This is a genomic window from Ornithinibacillus californiensis (assembly GCF_001038485.1).
Taxonomy (GTDB): Bacteria; Bacillota; Bacilli; order Bacillales; family Amphibacillaceae; genus Ornithinibacillus; species Ornithinibacillus californiensis.
Genome location: NZ_LDUE01000058.1, coordinates 1 through 21,953, shown reverse-complemented (window position 1 = coordinate 21,953; position 21,953 = coordinate 1). Strand labels below are relative to the sequence as shown.

Sequence of the window (21,953 nt, the reverse complement as noted above, 5' to 3'; positions counted from 1 at the left end):
TATATGATACTACTCTAGGAGGCTCCACATTTTTGAGAATTGGACCTCATCCATTTGAAAATAAACAGCCATAGATCCATAATAGATATACCCATCTTTAAGGAGTTTAAGACTAACAGTAGAACCGTCATTTATTGTAATGAGTAGTTCCCTAAATTGTTCATCAGTTCGTGAATCGCCTATTGGGTCTGAATGTTCACTGCGCGGCAGCGGTTTAGTCTTGTCTAGTTCTGCAACGAACGTATTCAATGTCTCCATATCTGTGATGGGTTGGTAGTTTTCAATACTGTTATCCCAATCACTTAAGGTTCTATACTGTGCTGATGTTACATTACCATCCATATTTAACTTACCAAATATATCGTTACCACTATCTACCGTTATACCATTAAGGTTTTCAAAATACTCGGCGTATAGCTGACCATCTTGTTCTAGGTATGCCATGATTCGAAATTCTTTATCATATCCTTTTACAGCATAAACATCTGCTTTCCCAATAGTAGAAGCAAACCCCTTATCATAAGCATCTTGGCTGCTCCATTCATCAATGGTACCTTTTGTAGTTCCGAGTTTTTCACCTAGAATCACTTTTGCATTCTCAGCCTCAATTTCTGTGCTTGTTTGTGTATAAATTTTCCCATTATATACAATTAAACCAATCATACTAGCATTGGATGTGTCTTTAGGTATCTCAATAGCGGGTATATCTACACTACCATCTTCATTTATAACTAGTTCACTACCCGCAGTATTATCCGGAGAATTGTTAATAAATAAAGCAAATGCACCAACTGCCACTACTAAAGCAGCTGCAATTCCAATGCCTTTAACATTCCATCTTTTTCTACTACCTGTCATTTCTCTCTTTGCTTGGGACACGCCTAACTTACTTCGTTCACTTAAATCCTTAGGAATTTCTATTTTATTCATTTCTTGCTTAATCTTCTTATTCATCCCAATCATCTCCTTTCATCACATTACGAAGCTTGTGTAACGCTCTGTATAACAATGTCTTCGCCGTTCCTAAGGGAATGCCTAACGTTTCTGATATTTCTTTAAAGGTTAAATCCTCATAGAATCGTAAAATAATTATTCCTTTTTCATCTTCGGTTAAATGGTCGACTAAATCACGAACTGTTATTTCTAATTCCATATCCTCATTGATCTCACCCGGCAAGCTTTCCTCGTGTTCTGGCGTTAATTGCACTACTTTATTCTGCTTTTGAAGTAAATCTAACGAACAGTTAATAGCTATTCGAATCAACCAAGTTTTAACGTATTTAGGGTCTTTTAGATTTTTGATTGTTTTAAAGGAACGATATGCTGTTTCTTGAACGACATCAAGTGCGTCACTTTGATTTTTTACATATACAAAAGCCATTCGATAAATATCTTGTTCATATTCTTGAAATAACGTCAGAAAGGCTTTATCATTACCTTTTTGAGCTTTCTGCACTAATTCTAGCAATATAGTCACCTCTTTCATTCCCTTCTCCTATTAGACGGACAATAGATTCATTTGGCTTTAATTTTTCCAAAAAAAATAGAGATACGAAATCAGTAGCGATTTGTACCCCTTTGCTATCCAATCTTATTTCTGTTTTGTCAAAAACCGATAGGAAAGCACCAACCCGATTAAAAATAACCCAAGCGCAAAATAAGCAGGTAGTAAATGAATAAAAGTCGTATATCCTATAGCGAAATGAATATAAATTCCCGCATAAAACGCTGGAAGACCGCCAACTAAATAGGTCCACCATACCCAACGGTTTCCTTGTTGGTATCCCCATAGCGACATCGTAAGCACCAGTAGTCCAACACTCAGTAAAGCACTTCCAAATCCTGCTCGATCATGTGCCAAAACAGGGAGTAGGTTTTCATTAAAATCTTTCATCATTTCTGGAGTCATACATATATAAAGTAGGTCTGTTGGGACGAAAATAGAAGTTACCCCGATAATAGATATGATAATACCACCGAGTACAAATGAAAAACCTAATAAGACAAAAGCTAGCTGTCCGTAAATGCCTCTTTTAAACGTCTTGTTATTTCTTCGATTTTTAGAGGATGGGGTACCGCGTATTCCTCGTGTTTTTCTAAATCCATCGATGTAAAAAGGTAGTAACACGATCCAAAAAATCAGATGGAGCCAATCAAAGTAGCCATAACCTATAAACGCAAGTATTCCAAGGAAGCCTATAATTGCAGCTATATCAATTGCTTGCTTCGCCCATCGTAGGCCTCGTTTCACTCCATACTTAGCAAGTTGCATATAGACTATCCCACCAGAAATCATCGTTCCGGCTAGAGTCATTCGGTCATGGGCCATAAATAACATAATCCGTTCGTTGAATGCCCATAGCGCTTGTCGTTCCATGTTCAAGAAGCTCTCGTCATAGGGAAGGATAATGGTCGTAATACTGAACAGGAAAGCAAGCATTCCACCAAGCATAATGAATAAGCCAAAAAGCCAATAGGAAAACCAACCGGCTTGTGGGGGGATGCTCATCTCTAACCGGTCGACAAGTGCCTCGTTGATCCGTTTCGTAAGACCAGGTCCAGCAAAAACATACCCGTCAGACAACATGACTAAATTAGCACCCGCATCTAGTAGTTGAAGTGCTTGTTCTGGTTCAAAGATTCCACCTGAAGTGATAATTGTATTGGGATACCCATTTTTACGTAAGTTATTGATTTCTTCTATAAAACTAGCAAAATTATCGGCATGCTCTAAAACTATACCAGTATAGGGACTCTTCATTATCTCATCATTTACTTTTGAAGTAGCTAAGTAGATTGGTTTGGTTGTCTCGCTTACTAGGTCAGGTAAATGTGATTCTATAATAAAAGCATCGGCGTAACTATCAAGCGCCTGTAACATACTTACTAGTTCATCTTTCGTGCCGGTTAATCTAATAAAAACAGGTTGTTTCTGTCTTACCTTTTTCAATTTCTTAATGGTCTTTTCGAGTCCAATAGATTCTGCTATGGATGGAAAATAGATTTTTTGTTTATTTTTATCAACGATTGGACTCGTAAAAATGTCTGTTTCCGATACGGTCACTGGTCCAATCTCTAGAAAACCAAACCCTAAGTTTGTAAACGCTTTTGTACCAGAAAGTAGTGGGTCAATTTTTCCAGATAACCCAACCGGATTTGAAAATACGATTCTATCAATATCCTTCTTCAAGTATGTGGAACTTTCTTCTCTACCTAGAAAATTAATGATATGTGAGCCGATACCAAATGGTAGTGAAGCAATCGTACTCATTCCACGGTGGATAAATTCCCTCGACACCGTTGGAGGTAACTTGGATAACAATGGCTTGAAAATACCATGGTAGGACCAATCAGGCATGTCCATTCCTCCTTACATCCCGACTTTTCTCCATTGTATCATGCGCGGTTATGCCAGTACGAGTTAAAAAGAGGACTTGAAAAAATATTCAAAAAAAGATAAACTTAAGATAATTATTCAGAACGGAGGTGTAAAAAGATGTTGAATACTGTTTTAGTGCACGGATTTTGGACTGATTTCCTATATTTCACCCGTGCAAAATTTGCTGATTTTGTTATTAACGGGATACGTATGCCCTTTTTTAGCAACTAAATAGCAAATCTAAAACAGTAGAAATATCTTTTTACCCATATATAAGTAGGTAGAAGGGGAGCTCTCATGCTCTCTTTTCTTATGCTTTTATTAAACCATGGGAGAAGTGTATTCTCTTGTGGTTTTTTATTTTTTAGAAAGAAAGGAAAATGAATAATGATAACGTGTAGTGTAAATGATGTGAAAAAAATGTACGGTGGAAATACTATTTTTGAAAATATAACGTTTGAGATAAAAGAAAAAGAACGTGTCGGCCTCGTTGGACGGAATGGTAGCGGGAAGACAACGCTATTTAAATTACTAGCTGGAAAGGAAACGCCGGATGCCGGACAGATTCATTGGAAAAAAGGTTTGCAAATCGGTTATTTGGAACAGATTCCAGACTATCAGAAGGATGTCATAGTAAGAGAGGTATTAAAGACAGCATTTGCTCATCTATTACTGGTCGAAGGAAAGATGAATCAATTAGAAAAGCAGATGAGCGAACAACGCCAGGAGGACGACTTGCAAAAACTGATGCAAGACTATGGTAACCTGCAGGATCAGTTTACCTTACAGGGTGGATATGAAATCGAGGCTACAATTGAAAAAGTGGTGCATGGTCTTCATATTCAAGCATTATTAGATAAACCATTCTCCACACTAAGTGGTGGTGAAAAAACGAAGGTAGGTCTTGCGCTATCGCTACTGAAAGAGCCCGATTTACTCCTATTAGATGAACCGACAAATCACCTGGATTTGATGGCAGTTGAGTGGCTAGGTACGTTTTTAAAAGACTATAGCGGGACAGTTGTTATCATTTCCCATGACCGATATTTCTTGGATGAAGTGGCAAACCGGATATTGGATATGGAAGACGGGGAAATCACTAGCTACCATACCAATTTCTCTGGCTTTGTAAAAGAAAAAGAAGAGCGTCTATTGCGAGAGTTCCAGGCCTATGAAGAGCAACAGAAGAAAATAAAGAAAATGAAAGAGGCGATTAAGCGGTTAAAAGAGTGGGCGAATCGGGCAAATCCACCGAATGAAGGCTTGCATAAGCGGGCACGAAACATGGAAAGAGCGCTAGAAAGAATGGAAAAACTGAATCGTCCCGTGCTGAACCGGAAGAAGATGAATCTGGAGATGGAAGCTGCTGATCGCAGTGGGAAAGACGTTATTTCCATAAACGATGTGGCAAAGCAGTTTGGAGATAAGCAATTATTTAAAAATGTAAACATGCATGTTTCCTACCAGGACCGAGTAGCTATTATTGGTGAAAATGGTACGGGGAAATCCACACTAATTAAGATGGTACTTAGTCATGTGGAAGCCGATGAAGGAGAAGTACGGATTGGCAGTAACGTAAAGATTGGTTACTTATCCCAACATATTTTTGCGGACATCGGTGAGGAAACGGTTATGGAAGTATTTCGTGATGAGGTCCACGTTACGGAGGGAGAGGCTAGAGGAATTTTAGCCAAATTCTTGTTTTACGGCCCTGCGGTATTCCGTAAAGTATCCCAGCTAAGTGGTGGGGAAAGAATGCGCCTTCGGTTAGCACAGCTAATGTATCAAGATGTGAATTTACTCGTATTAGATGAGCCGACGAACCACCTGGATATTGAATCACGAGAGGTATTAGAGGACACTCTTGAGGACTTTAACGGAACCATCTTAGCGGTTTCCCATGACCGGTATTTCCTCAACAAACTATTTGAAAAGATTTACTGGATTCATGACAAACGTATGGAAAGCTTTGTTGGCAACTATACGTATGCGAAAAAGAAGATGGATGAAAAATTGATTGGAAAGAGTGAGTCTACTGTTCCTACTAGAAAAAAAGAGGTTAGTCTACCAAAGGAAAAAGAATCCAAAGCTACTCCTCATCATCTAGAGAAAGAATTACTAACAGTGGAAAATAAAATTGTAGAAATTGATCAATTACTAGAAGAAATAAATGAAGTAGAACGACTGCAAGAGTTATACCTGGAAAAAGAAAAACTAGAGAAACAGTGGGAAGCACTTTGCAATCAAATAGGATGATGTGGGGGAACATTCCCCCCACTTAGTAGTTAACTGGCTGATTTTTGAGTTTTTAACTCTGTCAGAACCGGTTCTTTTGTCACAAGATGTAAGGCAAGTCCGGTAAATAAAAAGCCACTTAATAAGTTTCCTAGTGTGACGATTACCTGGTTCCACACCCACCAATTAGCAAGGGTAATATCTGCCCCAAGGGTAACCATCCAGTTACAAAGAAGAGCTTTGGTAAACATTACACCAATACCGGCGGCGCCATACTCCTTATAGCTCAAAGTTCTGCTTTCTGCTGCTTGGGTAATTTTATGTATGATATAAAACTTGTAATGTGCCCGAATTTTGTAATATACATACTGAACAACAAGGCGAAGAATAAGCTCCCGATAAGGTTACCGATAAATGCCCAAAAGAAGTTATACAAAATGTTAGGTACGGCAGTTTTCTTCCGGAGACCGGCAATTGGAAGCATGGCGAAGTTACCAGTAACCAATTCTAAATTTAAAAGTAAAATCATTACAAAACCTATATGAAAAAAGTCACTCGTAACAAGTGACTTTTTGACGACTTATCATGATCTTATTCGTACTATATGAAGAAAAAGTTAAGAATTGCTTCATAATAAAGGATTTTAGTATTTTTTGTAGAATATTATCTGTAGAACTTATTACCCAACTAGAAAACCAGAAGTAAGTCCATATGGATACTTCTGCTTTTTTTAAGAAAGAGGGGGAAGAGATGTCTAATGTTATTAAAAGTACTGATTACTGTGATTTATTAAAGCAAGCAATTGTACAAGAAGGTTCTGATATTTCGGCAGTAGAGAAAATATATGTAAAAGCGCAAGGTCGTGAGGAGATACGATTTACTTGGTATACCGAAAAAGAGGGGAAAACAAGATTCCAGCTAAGACCACTAGATCTTCCAGAAGAGGAATTATTAGAGCTAATGAAAGTTGGTTTTGAAAAGGAAGTATTTTCTCCAGAATTTAGAAATGATTTAAAGCGAATCTTGGCGGAGTTTGATTAATAGATTAATAATGTAGCCTTCGACAAGAGGAGTGATAGCTCATGAGAAATTGTGCGATTGGAACAACTCAGGCAAAATAACAGAGAAAAGCTAGACGATATTAAGTAGATAATAGACTTTTCAGGGGGTTGATCTTTTGACACAGATCGAAGCAATTATCGACGCATTTCATAATTTAGGTGGCGAACGGACGGCTAGAGAAATTGAAGATTGGGTTACGAAAAAATATGGGTCTCGGTGGAAGGATTATAGTACTTCCATGGCAGACATGGTTCCAGTCTCTCATGGAGGGAATAATTCATCGGAAGTGCCTGATTATTATAGGGTGTTAAATCGAGTGGAACGAGGCAGATATTGCTTGATTGAGGAGAAGGATTTTTTCTGAGATATCTCTTCTACGTTCTAGTATAGGAACATTGTGGCAACGGTTGAAAGGTTAGGGTGAAGATCAATGAAAGCTGTGGTAATTGAAGAATTTGGAGGACCTGAGGTATTACAATATACAGAAGTACCAACACCAACTCCGGGTAAGCATGAAGTATTAATTAAAGTTATAAAAACAAGTGTTAATTTTGCCGACATCAAAAATAGAACTGGTAAAAAGGGTAAAGGGAAATTCCCTTTAATTTTAGGATTGGATTTAGTAGGAACGATTGTAGAAACTGGAGAAGGTGTAGAGGGATTAGTTGAAGGACAGCGGGTGATTGCTTTTCCAAGAACAGGTTCTTATGCGGAATATGCAGTTGCAAATGAACATCTAACGTTTCCTATTCCTAATGAAATTGGAACTGATTTAGCAGCAGCAAGCCCAATAGTTTCCTTCCTGCCTTATAAGCTTTTAAATGACATAGGTAGGATAGCCAAGGGGGAAACAGTTTTAGTTCACTCTGCTGCAGGTGGTGTAGGAACGACTGCCATTCAAATAGCCAAGTTACTTGGGGCAGGAACCGTTATTGGTACAGTAGGTAATATCAATAAAACTACTGTTGTTAAACAAGCTGGTGCGGACCATGTTTTTACTTACGAAGACTTTTCGGAGAAAGTACTCCATGTTACAGAAGGGATAGGCGCTGATGTAATTCTTGATTCAATGTCTGGTAAGGTTTCCGAGGAGAGCATGAAATGTTTAGCTGAGTTTGGGAGACTAGTCCATTTTGGGAACTCTAGTGGAGATGTGGGCCATTTTATAACAAAAGATCTTCACAATAGTTGCCGTTCTGTGTTAGGATTTAGTCTTGGAAATACGCGTAAAAAGAGACCATATTTACTAAAGGAAGCTGCAGAGCAAGTTATTAGTTTTTTGGCAAAAGATAAATTGGATATTATTATCGGGGCTGAATTTTTACTAAGTAATGTTGCAGAAGCACATCAGATGATAGAAAATCGAGAGCATACGGGTAAGGTTTTGTTGAATGTTATGGAACAAACTTAAAACACCTTCACTCTGTACATGGAGTGAAGGTGTTTCTTATTCCACAGCATGAACGGCTGCAAACCCTTTTGTTATTGGAAGTGCATATTGTGCGGAAAATAAACGAAAACGTCCCCCATGAAATCCTCTCCATTCTTTTGATTATGGATAGTTATAGTCTTTCAAGTGAGTGTAATATTATAAATAAAAAACACCTTCACTCCAGTAATTCGAGTGAAGGTATTAGATTACTGGAACTTGCAGCTTGAGGGAATTAGCGTTGCTGCTGGGATAGTTCTAGAAGTTTGTTATCGTGGTCTGCGATTTTTTTAAGTAGATAGTTGGTAGTTTGTTGAGTATCTGTTAAATCCATTCGAATCCCATCAACTTTTTTCTCAAGTCGGTCAAAACGCTTGTCCATTTCATCAAAACGCTTCTCGAATTTTTCATCCATTTCGTCAAAACGCTTCTCAAAATTTGCATCCATTTCAGCAAATTTCTTCTCAAACTTTTCATCCATTTCAACAAATTTCTTCTCAAACTTCGCATCCATTTCAACAAATTGCTTGTTCATATGTTCACCATGAAGCTTAACAGCATGTAAAATCTCTTTAAGTATTGTTTCCTGTTCCACACTATTCACCTCCTTATCATTAGTATAGTAAAATATCGCGAAAAAACAAGGAGAAAATTAGAGCATCCTGTCGAAGAAAACTTCACGGATAGAACTATAACGTTTATAATTAAACTAGGACAAGCTTTTCAAAATCTATACACAGAGGTGATATGTCATGTTTGAAAAGTTCAAGAAGAAGAGAGCAGTTAATCAAGAGCAAATCGAAGAGATTAAACATGAAGTTGAAAATATTGATGAAGAAGAAATTCAAAAGCATGGTGAGCATTTTTCAGATGAAAAGTTTTGGGAAAAGCTAGGAAAATTTGCCAAAAAGGCTGGTTCATCTGTTGTTTATGTTGTATTAATTCTTTATTATACATTACAGAAGCCTGAGATTCCGATGAAGGTAAAAGCTACCATTGTTGGTGCATTGGGATACTTTATTCTTCCGATTGACTTAATCCCAGATGTTGCGCTCGGTGTAGGTTTTATCGATGACCTTGGTGTTCTAACTGCTGCCTTATTACAGGTTGCTGTTCATGTGGACGACGAGGTAAAAGCGAAGGCAAAAGAAAAGCTGCAACGTTGGTTTGGTGAGAAAGTTGATACAACAGAAATTGATGAGAAACTACAAGGGTAGTCACTAGTGGCTACCTTTTCTTATAAGGAGTGAATGCAATGGATACTGCGATACAATCGCATTTTGATCATCTTCATGCTGAAGATAAAGAAAAGCAATATGAAGCGTTTCATGCAATCATGAAAGCTATGGATCAACCAGTCGATTGGGCTTATGACGTTTGGGATGAATTGGTAGCAAACCTTACCCATAAGAGTAATCATGAGCGCTCTCGTGCAGCACAGTTTCTATGTGGTTTAGCAAAAAGTGATCCAGAAAAAAGAATGCTAGCTGATTTTAATGCTGTATGGAAAGTGACTTATGATGAGAAATTTGTAACTGCCCGCCATACCATCCAATCTATTTGGAAGATTGGCCTAGCAGGTGAGGAACAGAAGGCATTGTTACTCGAGCACTTGGTAGACCGATTTAAGAATGGTACTTCAGAAAAAAATTACACATTAATTCGTAACGACATCCTTCAAGGGTTACGCAATCTCTACGATGAAATAAAGGATGAACAAATCAAAGAAATAGCTCTTTCACTGATTGAAGAAGTAGAGGATGAAAAATATAAAAAGAAGTATGAAAAAATCTGGAAAAATGCATAATTCATGGATGTAGAACATATAAAAGTTAAGTACGGTCCTATTTAAAAAAAAAAGGATGTCGGATCATGCTTGTACAATTAGCTGAACCTATCTGGAGAAGTTTTGGTATTCGAATCCCGATTACTGAAAAGACAGTTCAGAAACTAATTGACAAGCATGTATCTAGGCGTCCTTTTTTTATGGATGTAGTAGTTACGTTTGAACAAAATTTTATTCGTCTCTCTGGAAAGTTTAGCGGAGTAAAAGTTACTGTAGAGATTGTACCTTTAGTTGTGTATAGAGGAACCGTATATATTTGGATACGAAAAGTACGACCAATTAATTGGAACTGGTTACTAAGTAAACTACTGAAACGATATTCTTATCTAGAACTACAGGGTCAGCTCTTGATGGTTGATTTGCATCAAATAAAAGCAATTAGTGGATATCCTGTTGGGTTGCGGAAGACTTTTGAAATGAAACATAATAAGTTGTGGGTTGGGATGTAAGAGGTTTATGGCTCTCATTCATCATATTGGAATGGAATCATGGTTGAAAAGAAGAATAGAAGAGCTCTATTCTTCTTATTGGAATGTAATCATAGTTGAAAAGAAGAATGGGAGACCTTTATTCATCATATTGGAATGAAAAGATGGTTGAAAAGAAGAATAAAAGCCCTCTATTCATCATTTTGACATGAAATCATAATTGAAAAAGAAGAATGGAAGACCTTTATTCATCATTTTGGAATGAAATGATGGATGAAATGAAGAATAAAAGCCCTCTATTCATCATTTTGGGATCGAATCATGGTTGAAGTGAAGAATAGTAACCCTCAATTCATCATCTTAGTATGAAATCATGGTTGAAATGAAGATAAGAAGCGCGCAAAAACGTCACTATGATACATGCTTAGTAAGCACAATTAAAAAAGGCAAAAATCCCACGGGATTTCGCCTTTTTAAGAGTGTTTAAAACTCCGGCAATTGATCCAAATTATTCTCCTTAATCCCATCCGGTTCACTTCGAATAATATCTCGTCCATATTTGTGAAACACATCGATATGGGCAATGTTTCCAGCCTTTGCTTCATCTAAGGCTGTGACATAGTCTAACTCTCGACCGGAAGCTGTTTTGAATGCGATAATGTCTCCATCATCATTTTTGCGAACTGAAACGATTTGTTCTTTTCCAGATGTATCCGCTGGAGTGATTTCCGCAGCTTGCTCGGTTTGATTTCGGTATTCATTATAAATTTGTTCAAAATCCTTCTCTGGCATTAGTATACCTCCTTATTGAAGTGGTGTATTTGGATGGATTTGTTTTTTTACTTCCTCTGGATTGGTGTCACTAAATTGTGCTGTTCCTTGACCACCTGTTTTTGCTAATACAGCCTTCACCTCATTGTAGGACAAGCCAGAGTTAGCATTTCTTCGCTTTACTTCTTCTATATCCGTTCCTGAAACTGTATATTTTTTCACAATGATTTCTCCCTTCCAGTTTTTATTCTGTGCTAATCTAATATGGAATATGAGATAATGGGAAAATACATAAATGGAATTAGGGGGAAGCATCATGGGGGCAAAAGCTACATTTATTATGGTTATGCTTATTTTTGGGAGTCTTGGTTTATTTGTGAAAAATATTGATTTATCCTCAAGTGAGATTGCCCTTTTCCGAGGAGCAATTGGTAGTGTTTTTCTAATTGCTGCAAGCTTTATTATCAAGCAAAAGGTGAACTTTCGAATTTCGAAGCGGAATTTAACCTTATTGCTTATCTCTGGGGCAGCAATGGGATTCAACTGGATTTTTCTATTTGAAGCCTATCTCTTTACAACGATTTCCAATGCGACGTTAAGTTATTACTTCGCACCGATTTTTGTAATGCTGCTTGCACCAATTTTATTAAAAGAGAAGTGGACTTCAAAAAAGGCGGTTAGTATCTTGCTTGCGTTTATTGGATTGTTTTTAGTTGTCCAACCTGGGGTATCATCATTGGTTGGAGCGTATAATCATCCAGTTGGGATTGGATATGGCTTGTTAGCTGCTGGGCTCTATGCAAGTGTGATTTTAATTAATAAATTTATCAGGGGTTTATCTGATTTTGAAACGACCATCATGCAGTTAGCTATGGCCACGGTTGTCATGTTGCCGTATGTCTTTATGACAGAGGAGATGAGCTATGGTGGTCTAGGGGTTCAGTCGATTGTGTTAATCGCCATATTTGGGGTAGTCCATACTGGTGTTGCCTATTTATTATATTTCTCTTCCATGAAAAAATTAAAAGGACAAACGATTGCGGTGATGAGCTACATTGATCCGATATCCGCCGTCTTAATGGCAGCCTTATTCTTGAGTGAAAGTATGACATTCGTGCAGGTTATTGGTGGGATTTTAATATTGGGGTCTACTTTTTTGAGTGAGATACGGATTGGAAGGAAAAAGGTAGCTTAAAGAAGTTTGAGCGCATGTCCAGCTTGATTGGGTAGATGTTAAATCTGGTGGGCGCATGTCCAGCAGGATTGGGTAGATGTTCATTCTGTTTGGTCACATGTCCAGCAGGATTGGGTAGAACTTCAAACTGAATGGTCACATGTACTACAGGTTTGGGCAGATGCCCCAAAGTAAAGTCACATATACAGCAAAATTGGTCATATGTCCCAACCATAAATATTCTATGTACACCGCTGAAAACTCAGCGGTTTTTTCCATCTATTTAAAAGCCTCGACTGTATACACATTTCCAGCGTTCCATATCAAGTATTGTGAAATGCCTGCATCTTCTAACGCTTGGATTTGCTTTTGTACGTCTGCGGCAGTGTAGTTACTTTTATAATCAAAATCTTGTACCCAAGGTCGGATGGTTGCTGCTTCTTTGCCTTGTTCTGTTAGTTCACCATTTCGGCTCTTAGCGTCCTTCATTGCTTGGAGCATGATTTCGTATGGTGCTCGGTCTGGGTTCGGTACGCCGTATGAACCAGGTGCATAGTGAGAAGGATAGGTCATTGGTGAGATGTAATCCACGTTCGGTGAAATATTTTCCCAAACTTGTCCAATTCCCATATCATCTGAAGCGGTTGTGACTAAGCCAAATACATCAGCAGAGACATATACTGGTTCGTTTTTTAATTGTTCTTCGGAGTGCTTTAGGAAAGCTAAAATATTGTCTGCTTTAGAAAGTCCGTTAGGGTTGTCGAATGCTACTTCTTGATCAACCTGTTTTGCTCGTTCTGGGAAGCGGATGTAGTCATATTGGATTTCGTCAAAACCACTTTCACTTGCTTCTTTTGCGATATCGGTAATGTAGTTCCACACTTCTTGTTTGTATGGATCTACCCATTTCGTTCCGGAAGGGTCTTGCCAGACTGTACCGTTTTTCCGTTTTAGGGCGAAGTCGCTCTTGTTAGCAGCTAGATAGGGGTCTTTGAAAACTACGATACGTGCGATGGTGTATATTCCTGCATCTTTGAATCGTTGGATTAGTTTTTCTAAATCTTTCGTTGCTGGATTACTGTCGGATCCGATTTCATTAGCGAGTTCTAACTGTGAGTCATAGGTCAATTTTCCGTAGTCATCTTTAACATCGATCACGGCAGCATTGAGGTTTGAGCTTTTTATGAGGTCAATATACTTTTGGACGTTATCCTCCGTTATGGAAGTGCGATTGAGATATATTCCCCGGACATCAACTTTTTCTGGTTTTTCTACAGGTGTTTCTTTTGGTTTTACTTTCTCCTCAGCATATTCTAATGATTGTAGATCTTTTTTTGTATCATTCGTTGAGGACAGCTTTCTCACATGATTATCTAAGTTTTCACTTGTGTTTTTCAGACTATTACCAATTGTGGTATTATTATCTATAGGCTTATCACCTGGACTTTCAGGCGGTGCTCCTTGTTCATTGGAACAGGCGACAAGGATGAGTAAAAGTATAATGGATACTAATTTTTGTTTCAGCTTTATCCCCTCCTTTACTCTTACGTTGTGCGCCTTTCGTGTCTTTGATTCGAGTCATTAATTAGCAATTCCGTGTTAATTTTCTTGTACATTAAATGGAGGAATAAGGGGAAATTAAGAGGAAACTTATGAAATTATTGGGGGGATGAATATGGGTTTGATGCAACTTGTCAAAAAAGGGAACACATCCTCAGGTGTAGCTGCATTAGGGAATACGTTTTTAGCGATTATAAAAGCAGTAGCAGCTGGTATCAGTGGTAGTGGTACAATGTTTGCTTCTGCGATGCACTCATTTGCAGATGCGGTAAACCAGGGATTTGTCTTCTTTGGTAGCGTTCTATCCGAGATGAAGCCGTCTAAGCGGTTCCCGGTTGGATTTGGACGAGTAATCAATATCTTTTGTATGGTAGCGGTTATTGTTGTTACGGTCATGGCTTATGAGACAATTAAGGAAGGCTGGCATATTATCCAGCATCCTGAAGAAGCTAGTAACTTTTGGCTTAATATTGGAATATTAGTTGCAGCATTTATAGTGGATGGATTTATTTTATTGAAAGCAATGAAAGAGATTAAGGAAGAATCGAAAATAGCAGATGAGGGGAACATTTTCACAACCGCCTTTAAGGGAGCGAAGAAAGCCTCTCCTGCAACACGATTAGTTTTCTATGAAGATTTAGTTGCTACATCAAGTGCGGTGCTTGCTATTATCGGTATCGTCTTGGCACAGTATTTTGGCATATTAGAAGCGGATGGATTTATCTCGATCATAATAGGTCTCCTTATGCTATTTGTCGCATTCCGGGTTGGCTATGATAACATGGTTGGACTTATTGGAGTATCTGCGCCTGCAGATGTAGAAAACACAATTGCTGAGGATTTATTAGCGGATGAGTCTGTTGTTGATATTTACAAGCTACGTGTAATTCAGGAAGGTAGAACTTTCCATGTAGAAGTAACAGTGGAACTTGTAAAAGGTTTAACGCTTGCTGAGGCAGATGATATTAAATTCCGGCTATCGGATAAACTACTACGCGAACCGGATATTGCGGATGTTGTCTTAGGTATAATAGAAGATGATGACACGAAATCATGGCAAGATCGAAAAGAAGATAAAAAATAAGCGAAGAGTCTAGAAACTCTTCGCTTTTTTCTTTGCCTGAAGGCACCAGTCTTCAAATTCCTCGATAGGAAGAGGTTTACTATAAAAGTATCCTTGCCCCAAAACATCATAAACGGTTAGTATATCAATTTGTTCCTTCGTTTCAATTCCTTCGACGACAACCTTCGTATTAATTTTCTTACCAATTTGTATAATTGCTTCTAACAAGGAACGGACCCGGTTGTTTTTTATCGAATCATTTAAGAAAGAACGATCGATTTTCAATTCATCGATTTCAATGTTTCGTATCATACTTAAGGATGAATAGCCAATTCCGAAGTCATCTAAGGAAACGCCAACTCCTAAATTACGAAGCGCGAGAATATTTTCCTTGGCATCTTCATAGTAAAGAAACGCACTTTCTGTGATTTCTAGTGTTAACAGTTTCGGATTAACTTGTTCTTCTTCAATTATTGTTTGAACACGTTCAATGAAGTTAGGAGCCATTAATTGCCTCGTCGAAATATTAACCGAAATTGGGAATGTCTCTAATCCATTTGCTTTAAAACGTTTCACATCTTGACAAGCTTGGCGCAATACCCATTCACCTATTGGAATAATTAATCCTGTTTCTTCCGCAATAGGGATAAATTCATCTGGTGGAATTTTACCCATTTCGCATTCCCAGCGTAGTAGAGCTTCAGCACCTACAATATGATAGGAAGCTAAATCAAACTGTGGCTGGTAGTGAACGGTTAATTCATTTAGTTCAATCGCTTTATGTAAATACGTTTCTAATATCATCTTCCGTTTCATTTTTTGATTCAGTTCATCATTATAAAACTGATAATTATTCTTTCCGTTTTCTTTTGCTAAGTACATCGCAAAGTCTGCCTTTTTGATTAATGCTTCGGCGTCATCCTCATAATCGAGATTGATACTGATACCAATGCTAGGAGTTGAAATTATCTCTGTACTATTGATGGAATAAGGTTCATTCATCTTTGTTATTATGTCTTTTGCTAATTGTTCGATTTCGTCAAGGTTTCGATTTTCAATAAGAACTAAAAATTCATCACCACTCTGTCTCGATACAATATCGCTCTCCCGTAAAAATGACTTTAGACGATTTGCAATCCGAATCAATAATTGATCTCCGGCACTATGTCCGAGTGTATCGTTAACTCGTTTAAAGTTATCAAAATCAATAAACATAACTGCTACGGAACGGCCATATTTATTTGTCGATATTAAAGCAGTATCTAAGTAGTTCTTAAACCAAACTCGGTTTGTCAATCCAGTTAATGAATCGTAGTGGATTAATTGGTTCATCTTCTGTTCTGCTTGCTTTTGATTGGTTATATCCAAGATAACGCCATCTACTCTGGTAACGATGCCATTTCTATCTAAATGAGGTGTTGCGGAATCTTGTAACCATCTTACTTCACCGCTGCTATGAAAGAAACGGTATGTAATGTTTGTTTTCTTTCCTGCTTTCTGCTGCTCATGGGCATCCATGAGCATATATTTATCATCTGGATGCACAACATCCTTCCAGTGATAAGGGTTATCTCTTATCGATTCTCTAGTCACACCATAAATCTTTGCGTACCCCTCAGAGAAGGTATGTTCATCGTTTTCTAAATCCCATGTCCAAAACGTAATATCATTGTTTTCGAACAGCTTATTCAAGTGGACTTCGTTCGTACGAATTTTCCAGCCAAGAATACCAATGGAAAAAGATATGAACAATCCAATAACATAAGGGAATAAGTTCTGTACAGATAGGTCATTAGGTGTAGAGAAAATTCCCGTCACTAAGTAGATACCACTAAGAAGCAGGAGGTAGAGAATACCACCGTAGAACCCTCCGTAATAAGTAAACAACGCAATCATAACCGTATTCGCAGTCCAAAAGAGGCCTTCCGTTTCCATTAAGGAACTAGTCTCCATATAAATAGAACCAGCTAAAACAGCAGCACCAAAAAACCAGAGTATGGTAGGAATCTTTTTTAAGCTTAGTCTCGTCATCAGTTTTCACCTGTCAAATTTTGTCGAAATTAGTATTTAATACATAGAGTGTAACATAATTATTAAAAATTGAAAAATTATAATTTTAGTACATGTTTTATGGTGAAACTATCAATTTCCATATTATGGAGTATTTTACAATAGATAAATATTTCTATTTCGAGATTATTTTGTATAATAGTAAATTGACGAATATTAGATACTTCAACGCTTTATAGGTCTATAGTCCTATTGTGTTCTATAGGGAAATCTAGTATTTTTTAACTATATTTGATGTAATTTCTGAAACCGATTACTGTTATATTGGTAATTTACGTCATAAGGATAAAGAGTGGGGTCCGATGATTATTCATAAAGAGCAATTTTTAAATAATGTGCTATTAAATGGAATTCAAGATATGGTCTATATTATGGAAGTTCGAGCAGATGGAAATTTTATCTATCATTTTATTAATCTAGCAGTAAAGAAATATGCTGGATTAACTAATGAGATAATTGGTAAATCCTTTCAAGACGTATTACAAGAATCAAAGGCGAAATTCTTGTTAAAGAAATATCAAGAGGCAGTAGAAACAAAAAATGTTGTTGTCTATGAGGATCTATATCCATCCCCACTTGGAGAAGAAAGATTCGGCGAAAATGTGTTGACTCCACTTTTTGACGACAATGGTCGATGTACACATGTCGTAGCAGTTGTTAAGGATATTACAGAGCGTAGAAGGGCTGAAGAAGCAGCTAGTAAAGCTCGTGAAATGCTGATAGTAGGTAAGCAACGCTACCAATCACTATTTGATTATAATTTAGACGGTGTTATTGCTATTGATGATAAAGGGTTAATTGTAACTGTTAACCGGTCCCTGGAGTTGATTACAGGGTATTCAAAGGACAATCTGATTGGCATTCACTATACAACGCTTTTATTACAAGAAGATGTTGCGACTGCTGAGAAATATTTTGGCGTTGCAATTAATGGTATTTTAGAAGAATTTAGTGTGCGAATGCGCAGTAAAAATGGTAAAAATATTGAAACAATTATTAAATTCACGCCAATCATTGTTAATGATGAAACGGTTGGAATATATGCAATTTGTAAGGATATTACCGAACAGATTAAGATTCAACATAAGTATACAGAGAGTGAAAATAAGTTTGAAATTATTGCGGAGTATTCAGGAGACTTAATTACGATGCTAGATAAGGATGGAAAGATTACTTATGTATCGCCATCTTACCGTGATGTATTAAACTTTAATCCAGATGAGTATATTGGCAAGGACTTCTATTATAATGTGCATCCTGATGATATTGAAAGTTTACTTGAATCGTTTGCACAGAGTAAGAATACTGGAAAGCCTTGGGTGGCGCAATTTAGACAAAAGCATCAGACGATGGGTTGGATCTGGTCGGAACTGAAAGGCTCACCGGTCTACAAACAGGATAACGTGTTTAAACAGATGGTAGTTTTATCACGGGATATCTCTACGAGAAAGAATTACGAAGATAAACTGAAGTATTTTGCCTATCATGATACGTTAACTGGATTGCCAAATCGCCGTTATTTTTCAATGAAATTAAAAGAGGCATTAGATGCTTATGAAAAAACGGGTGAAAAAATTGCCATTATCATTATGGACTTAGACCATTTTAAATCTATTAATGATACGTTCGGTCATGATATTGGTGACAAGGCGATTTCCGAATTTGCTTTGCGGGTTGGTAAACGGATTCGTAGTGTGGATACTCTTGCAAGGCTTGGTGGCGATGAATTCGTACTTCTACTACGTGAGATAGAATGTAGAGATGATGCGATTCAAGTTGCGAAGGATATTATTGAGGTTGTGAGTGCGCCATGGCAAATTGATCATGCAGAGTTTGTCACAACTACTAGTATCGGAATTTCGCTTTTATCGCAGGATAAATTTAACACGTTTGAGTCCTTGTTTAGAAACGCTGACCAAGCATTATATGAAGCAAAAGATGCTGGTGGAAATCAATATGCTATTAAAATGTAAAAGCCAGTGCAGAGGACTGATCCCTGCACTGGCTTTAGTTTGTATGTGTAATTTCACTTTCAATGTTTCCTTCTGGTGTATAAACGTCTAATAGTAAGAAAGCTAATCCAGTCATTAGAATGGTTGCTAGGATTATTAGTAATACTGCTATTTTTCCTTTTGAATTCAAATTTAATCACCCTTTGTATCATCGGTTCCTGATTAAACATTAGCAAATCTACTAATTAATGTAAATACCTTATTCAATAGCCCCGCTAACATCGTAGTCCTCTAGAGAAATTTCTATTGCTTCATCAAGAGCTAATTTTGCTAATTGTGTTCCAACAAATGGACCTGTAGTTAGTCCAGAAGAGCCAAGCCCATTAGCAACTAGCAGCCCCTCTACACCAGGTATCGGTCCAATGACAGGAAGGAAGTCAGGTGTGAACGGTCTAAAACCGACTCTTGTCTCTAATAATGTACTATCTGCAAGTTGAGGTAATACATCTAATGCTTTGGTTAAGATATCTTGTACTCCTCCAGCGGTTACGCGAAGATCAAATCCTTTGTCATTCTCATGAGTAGCCCCGATTACAATATGGTTTTCAAAAGGTACAACGGATTGATTAGTTGGAGGCATAATAACAGGCCAATTTTTACTATCTATACCTGGTAGCTCTAAATGGATAAGTTGCCCTTTTTGACCGGTAGATTGAAAATTAATTCCTAAAGGTGCTAAAAGTTCATTCATCCAAGCTCCACAAGTAGCAATAACTTGATCTGCTTCATAGCGTTCTTTTTCTACATATACACCAAGGACTTGATTGTCCTTTTGATATAGTGTTGCTGTGCCGTCGATTACCTTTGCACCGTATTTTTGGGCTGCATTTAATAGTGCTGAACGGAATGTTTGTCCATCTAGTTTTGCGCCTCCACTAACAAGAACAGAGGAATACCCTCCATCAATAAGTGGTACAAGCTCTTTGGTTTGAGAGGCATTTAATAACGTAACTTCGCCAATTTCAGGGGCATCTTCTCTACGTTTTAATGCTCTTTCCTGCATTGCTAGTAGCTTCTTTTCTTCTTTATGAAGACTGAGTGCACCGACTTGGGCATAGCCTGTTTCAATTTGCCCATCATTCATTAGTTCCTGTACTAATTCGGGGTACATTTTTGCTCCGCTTTTAGCAAGATGATACCACTTTTTGTTTCGGCGTTGGGATAGCCACGGGCAAATAATACCAGCCGCTGCTTCTGTTGCTTGACCTATTCCAGGCTTATCGATTACCGTAACTTTAGCGCCACTTTTCGCAAGTCTGTATGCAGTAGTTGCTCCTAGAATACCTGCACCCACAATAATATAGCTTTTCATATATCTTAAACCTTCTTTGTCGTTAGAGTTATTCTATTATAACTATAAGAAGTAAAAGAGAAAATGTAAAATGTCACATGGCAAAAATATTCAATCCAACTCGATTTTATGATAATCTTGTAACTAGGATAAATTGATAGTAATGCTATACATATAAAGGAGAATGAAAATGGATAAAACACTTGTCTTTGGACACAAAAACCCAGATACAGATACTATTTGTTCAGCTGTTGCTTATGCTAATTTGAAGAATAAATTAGGCGTGAATGCAGAGCCTGCAAGACTAGGTGAAGTAAATAAAGAAACAGCATTTGCATTAGATTACTTTAATGTCGAAGCACCTCAACTTATTGAGGCGGTCCCTGCTGAAGTGAAGGATGTCATTTTAGTAGACCATAATGAATTTCAACAAAGTGTAAGCAATATTAAAGATGTTCGTATTGCTGAAGTTATCGATCACCACCGTGTATCAAACTTTGAAACAAAAGAACCGCTATACTTCCGTGCAGAGCCAGTTGGCTGTACAGCAACCATTTTAAATAAAATGTACAAAGAAAATGGGGTAGAAGTAACGAAAGAGATTGCTGGTTTACTGTTATCTGCAATTATTTCTGACTCTCTATTACTGAAATCACCTACATGCACACAGGAAGATGTCGATGCTGCACATGAGCTAGCAGGCATTGCTGGTGTTGAATTAGAAAAGTATGGTCTAGATATGCTTCAAGCTGGTGCTGACCTAAGTGACAAGTCACCACAAGAGTTAATCACAATGGATGCAAAAGAATTTGCGATGGGCGATGCAAAAGTAGAAATCGCACAAGTCAATACAGTAGATGCAAGCAAAGTATATGAGTTACAAGCTCAACTAGAAGAAGTAATGGACAAGGCAGTTAATGAAAAAGGATTAAATCTATTCTTGTTCGTAGTTACAGATATCTTGAATAATGATTCTGAAGTACTAGCACGTGGAGCTAACGTAGAAAAAGTTGCTGAAGCATTTAATGTACAACTTGATGCCAATAACCGCGCATTGTTAAAAGGTGTTGTTTCACGTAAGAAGCAAATCGTAACAGCACTTACTGATGCTTTTGTGAAGTAATTTAAAATAGTATAATTTTTGTTGACGCACTGCGGACTCTACCCATGGATCTGCAGTGCGTTTTTTTGGGTAAACATCATTTTTCAGTGGAAATAGGGGTGGATTGAAAATAAGAGTGGTTGCAATCATTATTTTCACTTGAAATTAGTGCTGAAATGATTATTAGAAGGGCTGTAAACATCATTTGGCGAGGGGTTAGAGGATGAAATGAAGTTAAGGGGAGCCTTTTAACATCATTTCCGCTTGAAATTGGTGCTGAAATGATTATTAGAAGGGCTGTAAACATCATTTGGCGAGGGATTAGAGGATGAAATGAAGTTAAGGAAGGCTACTAACATCATTTCCGCTTGAAATTAGTGCTGAAATGATTATTAGAAGGGCTGTAAACATCATTTCACGTGGAGTCAAAGGATGAAATGAAGTTAAGAAGGCTTATTAACATCATTCTGCTTGAAATTAGTGCTGAAATGATTATTAGAAGGGCTGTAAACATCATTTGGCGAGGGGTTA

At 37.5% G+C, this 21,953-nt stretch carries 23 protein-coding genes and 1 pseudogene; 12 read left to right on the top strand and 12 right to left on the bottom strand.

The features are described from left to right. Positions 1–9 precede the first annotated feature (9 nt). The 3 genes from TE34_RS14160 to TE34_RS14150 form a co-directional block, all read right to left on the bottom strand. Positions 10–954, bottom strand: coding sequence for a hypothetical protein (locus TE34_RS14160; protein ID WP_047985471.1), 945 nt, complete (start codon positions 952–954; stop codon positions 10–12). After that, on the bottom strand, positions 947–1,486 hold the full coding sequence (locus TE34_RS14155; RefSeq protein WP_047985470.1) for a sigma-70 family RNA polymerase sigma factor: 540 nt from the start codon (positions 1,484–1,486) through the stop codon (positions 947–949). The genes TE34_RS14160 and TE34_RS14155 overlap by 8 nt, the downstream gene beginning before the upstream one ends. 105 nt (positions 1,487–1,591) lie before the next feature. Then, positions 1,592–3,358 carry a beta/alpha barrel domain-containing protein gene (locus tag TE34_RS14150; protein ID WP_047985469.1) on the bottom strand — a complete coding sequence of 589 codons (1,767 nt, stop codon included), beginning with the start codon at positions 3,356–3,358 and terminating at the stop codon, positions 1,592–1,594. Positions 3,359–3,496: 138 nt separating this feature from the next. Here TE34_RS14150 and TE34_RS21695 point away from each other — a divergent pair, with 138 nt between their 5' ends. Then, on the top strand, positions 3,497–3,610 hold the full coding sequence (locus tag TE34_RS21695; RefSeq protein ID WP_330218317.1) for an RAxF-45 family protein: 114 nt from the start codon (positions 3,497–3,499) through the stop codon (positions 3,608–3,610). 156 nt (positions 3,611–3,766) lie between these two features. Further along, on the top strand, positions 3,767–5,635 hold the full coding sequence (gene abc-f, locus TE34_RS14145; RefSeq protein ID WP_047985468.1) for a ribosomal protection-like ABC-F family protein: 1,869 nt from the start codon (positions 3,767–3,769) through the stop codon (positions 5,633–5,635). 29 nt (positions 5,636–5,664) lie between these two features. Here the strand turns inward: abc-f and TE34_RS14140 are convergent, their stop codons facing one another. Together TE34_RS14140 and TE34_RS21740 are read right to left on the bottom strand one after the other, a co-directional pair. Continuing rightward, on the bottom strand, positions 5,665–5,904 hold the full coding sequence (locus tag TE34_RS14140) for a formate/nitrite transporter family protein (RefSeq protein ID WP_047985467.1): 240 nt from the start codon (positions 5,902–5,904) through the stop codon (positions 5,665–5,667). Then, positions 5,901–6,170, bottom strand: a pseudogene (locus TE34_RS21740) (formate/nitrite transporter family protein); the annotation flags it as partial. The pseudogene TE34_RS21740 and the gene TE34_RS14140, both read right to left, overlap by 4 nt. Before the next feature lie 194 nt (positions 6,171–6,364). Between TE34_RS21740 and TE34_RS14130 the strand changes: the two are divergent. From TE34_RS14130 to TE34_RS14120, 3 genes are all read left to right on the top strand, one after another. Beyond that, on the top strand, positions 6,365–6,655 hold the full coding sequence (locus TE34_RS14130) for a hypothetical protein (protein WP_047985465.1): 291 nt from the start codon (positions 6,365–6,367) through the stop codon (positions 6,653–6,655). A 136-nt stretch (positions 6,656–6,791) separates the two neighbouring features. After that, entirely contained in the window at positions 6,792–7,040 is a 249-nt protein-coding gene (locus TE34_RS14125; protein ID WP_047985464.1) for a hypothetical protein, read from the top strand. Positions 7,041–7,106: 66 nt separating this feature from the next. Next, entirely contained in the window at positions 7,107–8,087 is a 981-nt protein-coding gene (locus tag TE34_RS14120) for a quinone oxidoreductase family protein (protein ID WP_047985463.1), read from the top strand. Positions 8,088–8,340: 253 nt separating this feature from the next. Here the strand turns inward: TE34_RS14120 and TE34_RS14115 are convergent, their stop codons facing one another. After that, complete coding sequence (locus TE34_RS14115) at positions 8,341–8,700, bottom strand: hypothetical protein (RefSeq protein WP_047985462.1); 360 nt, start codon at positions 8,698–8,700, stop codon at positions 8,341–8,343. 157 nt (positions 8,701–8,857) lie between these two features. On the opposite strand from TE34_RS14115, the gene TE34_RS14110 reads away from it, so the two are divergent. The 3 genes from TE34_RS14110 (at position 8,858) to TE34_RS14100 (ending at position 10,400) form a co-directional block, all read left to right on the top strand. Further along, positions 8,858–9,322, top strand: a complete 465-nt coding sequence (locus TE34_RS14110; RefSeq protein WP_084710721.1) for a YkvA family protein — start codon at positions 8,858–8,860, stop codon at positions 9,320–9,322. 38 nt (positions 9,323–9,360) lie between these two features. Further along, on the top strand, positions 9,361–9,912 hold the full coding sequence (locus TE34_RS14105) for a hypothetical protein (protein ID WP_047985461.1): 552 nt from the start codon (positions 9,361–9,363) through the stop codon (positions 9,910–9,912). A gap of 65 nt (positions 9,913–9,977) precedes the next feature. Then, complete coding sequence (locus TE34_RS14100; protein ID WP_047985460.1) at positions 9,978–10,400, top strand: hypothetical protein; 423 nt, start codon at positions 9,978–9,980, stop codon at positions 10,398–10,400. Positions 10,401–10,862: 462 nt separating this feature from the next. On the opposite strand, the gene TE34_RS14095 is transcribed toward TE34_RS14100, so the two are convergent. Beyond that, complete coding sequence (locus TE34_RS14095; protein ID WP_047985459.1) at positions 10,863–11,171, bottom strand: DUF3892 domain-containing protein; 309 nt, start codon at positions 11,169–11,171, stop codon at positions 10,863–10,865. Between the two features lie 12 nt (positions 11,172–11,183). Beyond that, positions 11,184–11,372: a gamma-type small acid-soluble spore protein gene (locus TE34_RS14090; RefSeq protein ID WP_236687160.1), complete on the bottom strand. Its 189-nt coding sequence runs from the start codon at positions 11,370–11,372 to the stop codon at positions 11,184–11,186. A gap of 94 nt (positions 11,373–11,466) precedes the next feature. Here TE34_RS14090 and TE34_RS14085 point away from each other — a divergent pair, with 94 nt between their 5' ends. After that, on the top strand, positions 11,467–12,345 hold the full coding sequence (locus TE34_RS14085; protein WP_047985458.1) for a DMT family transporter: 879 nt from the start codon (positions 11,467–11,469) through the stop codon (positions 12,343–12,345). Between the two features lie 258 nt (positions 12,346–12,603). Here the strand turns inward: TE34_RS14085 and TE34_RS14080 are convergent, their stop codons facing one another. Continuing rightward, complete coding sequence (locus tag TE34_RS14080) at positions 12,604–13,689, bottom strand: putative glycoside hydrolase (protein WP_162200026.1); 1,086 nt, start codon at positions 13,687–13,689, stop codon at positions 12,604–12,606. Between the two features lie 310 nt (positions 13,690–13,999). On the opposite strand from TE34_RS14080, the gene TE34_RS14075 reads away from it, so the two are divergent. Continuing rightward, positions 14,000–14,968, top strand: a complete 969-nt coding sequence (locus TE34_RS14075) for a cation diffusion facilitator family transporter (RefSeq protein WP_157037639.1) — start codon at positions 14,000–14,002, stop codon at positions 14,966–14,968. A gap of 9 nt (positions 14,969–14,977) precedes the next feature. Here the strand turns inward: TE34_RS14075 and TE34_RS14070 are convergent, their stop codons facing one another. Beyond that, the gene (locus tag TE34_RS14070) at positions 14,978–16,978 is read right to left on the bottom strand and encodes a putative bifunctional diguanylate cyclase/phosphodiesterase (RefSeq protein WP_047985456.1); all 2,001 of its coding nucleotides are present in this window, start codon (positions 16,976–16,978) and stop codon (positions 14,978–14,980) included. Positions 16,979–17,319: 341 nt separating this feature from the next. On the opposite strand from TE34_RS14070, the gene TE34_RS14065 reads away from it, so the two are divergent. Then, on the top strand, positions 17,320–18,990 hold the full coding sequence (locus tag TE34_RS14065; RefSeq protein ID WP_047985455.1) for a sensor domain-containing diguanylate cyclase: 1,671 nt from the start codon (positions 17,320–17,322) through the stop codon (positions 18,988–18,990). A gap of 34 nt (positions 18,991–19,024) precedes the next feature. Here the strand turns inward: TE34_RS14065 and TE34_RS21630 are convergent, their stop codons facing one another. Together TE34_RS21630 and TE34_RS14060 are read right to left on the bottom strand one after the other, a co-directional pair. Beyond that, on the bottom strand, positions 19,025–19,159 hold the full coding sequence (locus TE34_RS21630) for a hypothetical protein (protein WP_269083188.1): 135 nt from the start codon (positions 19,157–19,159) through the stop codon (positions 19,025–19,027). Between the two features lie 69 nt (positions 19,160–19,228). Further along, a complete protein-coding gene (locus TE34_RS14060) occupies positions 19,229–20,341 on the bottom strand; it encodes an NAD(P)/FAD-dependent oxidoreductase (RefSeq protein WP_047985454.1) in 1,113 nt (370 codons plus the stop codon). 169 nt (positions 20,342–20,510) lie between these two features. Here TE34_RS14060 and TE34_RS14055 point away from each other — a divergent pair, with 169 nt between their 5' ends. Next, positions 20,511–21,443 carry a manganese-dependent inorganic pyrophosphatase gene (locus tag TE34_RS14055; RefSeq protein ID WP_047985453.1) on the top strand — a complete coding sequence of 311 codons (933 nt, stop codon included), beginning with the start codon at positions 20,511–20,513 and terminating at the stop codon, positions 21,441–21,443. Positions 21,444–21,953: the final 510 nt, after the last annotated feature.

Bases quoted from the DNA above. Each gene is read 5' to 3' on its own strand.
- TE34_RS14160 (WP_047985471.1), bottom strand. From the start codon at position 954: ATGAATAAGAAGATTAAGCAAGAAATGAATAAAATAGAAATTCCTAAG.
- TE34_RS14155 (WP_047985470.1), bottom strand. From the start codon at position 1,486: ATGAAAGAGGTGACTATATTGCTAGAATTAGTGCAGAAAGCTCAAAAA.
- TE34_RS14150 (WP_047985469.1), bottom strand. From the start codon at position 3,358: ATGCCTGATTGGTCCTACCATGGTATTTTCAAGCCATTGTTATCCAAG.
- TE34_RS21695 (WP_330218317.1), top strand. From the start codon at position 3,497: ATGTTGAATACTGTTTTAGTGCACGGATTTTGGACTGATTTCCTATAT.
- abc-f (WP_047985468.1), top strand. From the start codon at position 3,767: ATGATAACGTGTAGTGTAAATGATGTGAAAAAAATGTACGGTGGAAAT.
- TE34_RS14130 (WP_047985465.1), top strand. From the start codon at position 6,365: ATGTCTAATGTTATTAAAAGTACTGATTACTGTGATTTATTAAAGCAA.
- TE34_RS14120 (WP_047985463.1), top strand. From the start codon at position 7,107: ATGAAAGCTGTGGTAATTGAAGAATTTGGAGGACCTGAGGTATTACAA.
- TE34_RS14110 (WP_084710721.1), top strand. From the start codon at position 8,858: ATGTTTGAAAAGTTCAAGAAGAAGAGAGCAGTTAATCAAGAGCAAATC.
- TE34_RS14105 (WP_047985461.1), top strand. From the start codon at position 9,361: ATGGATACTGCGATACAATCGCATTTTGATCATCTTCATGCTGAAGAT.
- TE34_RS14100 (WP_047985460.1), top strand. From the start codon at position 9,978: ATGCTTGTACAATTAGCTGAACCTATCTGGAGAAGTTTTGGTATTCGA.
- TE34_RS14095 (WP_047985459.1), bottom strand. From the start codon at position 11,171: ATGCCAGAGAAGGATTTTGAACAAATTTATAATGAATACCGAAATCAA.
- TE34_RS14085 (WP_047985458.1), top strand. From the start codon at position 11,467: ATGGGGGCAAAAGCTACATTTATTATGGTTATGCTTATTTTTGGGAGT.
- TE34_RS14075 (WP_157037639.1), top strand. From the start codon at position 14,000: ATGGGTTTGATGCAACTTGTCAAAAAAGGGAACACATCCTCAGGTGTA.
- TE34_RS14070 (WP_047985456.1), bottom strand. From the start codon at position 16,978: ATGACGAGACTAAGCTTAAAAAAGATTCCTACCATACTCTGGTTTTTT.
- TE34_RS14065 (WP_047985455.1), top strand. From the start codon at position 17,320: ATGATTATTCATAAAGAGCAATTTTTAAATAATGTGCTATTAAATGGA.
- TE34_RS14060 (WP_047985454.1), bottom strand. From the start codon at position 20,341: ATGAAAAGCTATATTATTGTGGGTGCAGGTATTCTAGGAGCAACTACT.
- TE34_RS14055 (WP_047985453.1), top strand. From the start codon at position 20,511: ATGGATAAAACACTTGTCTTTGGACACAAAAACCCAGATACAGATACT.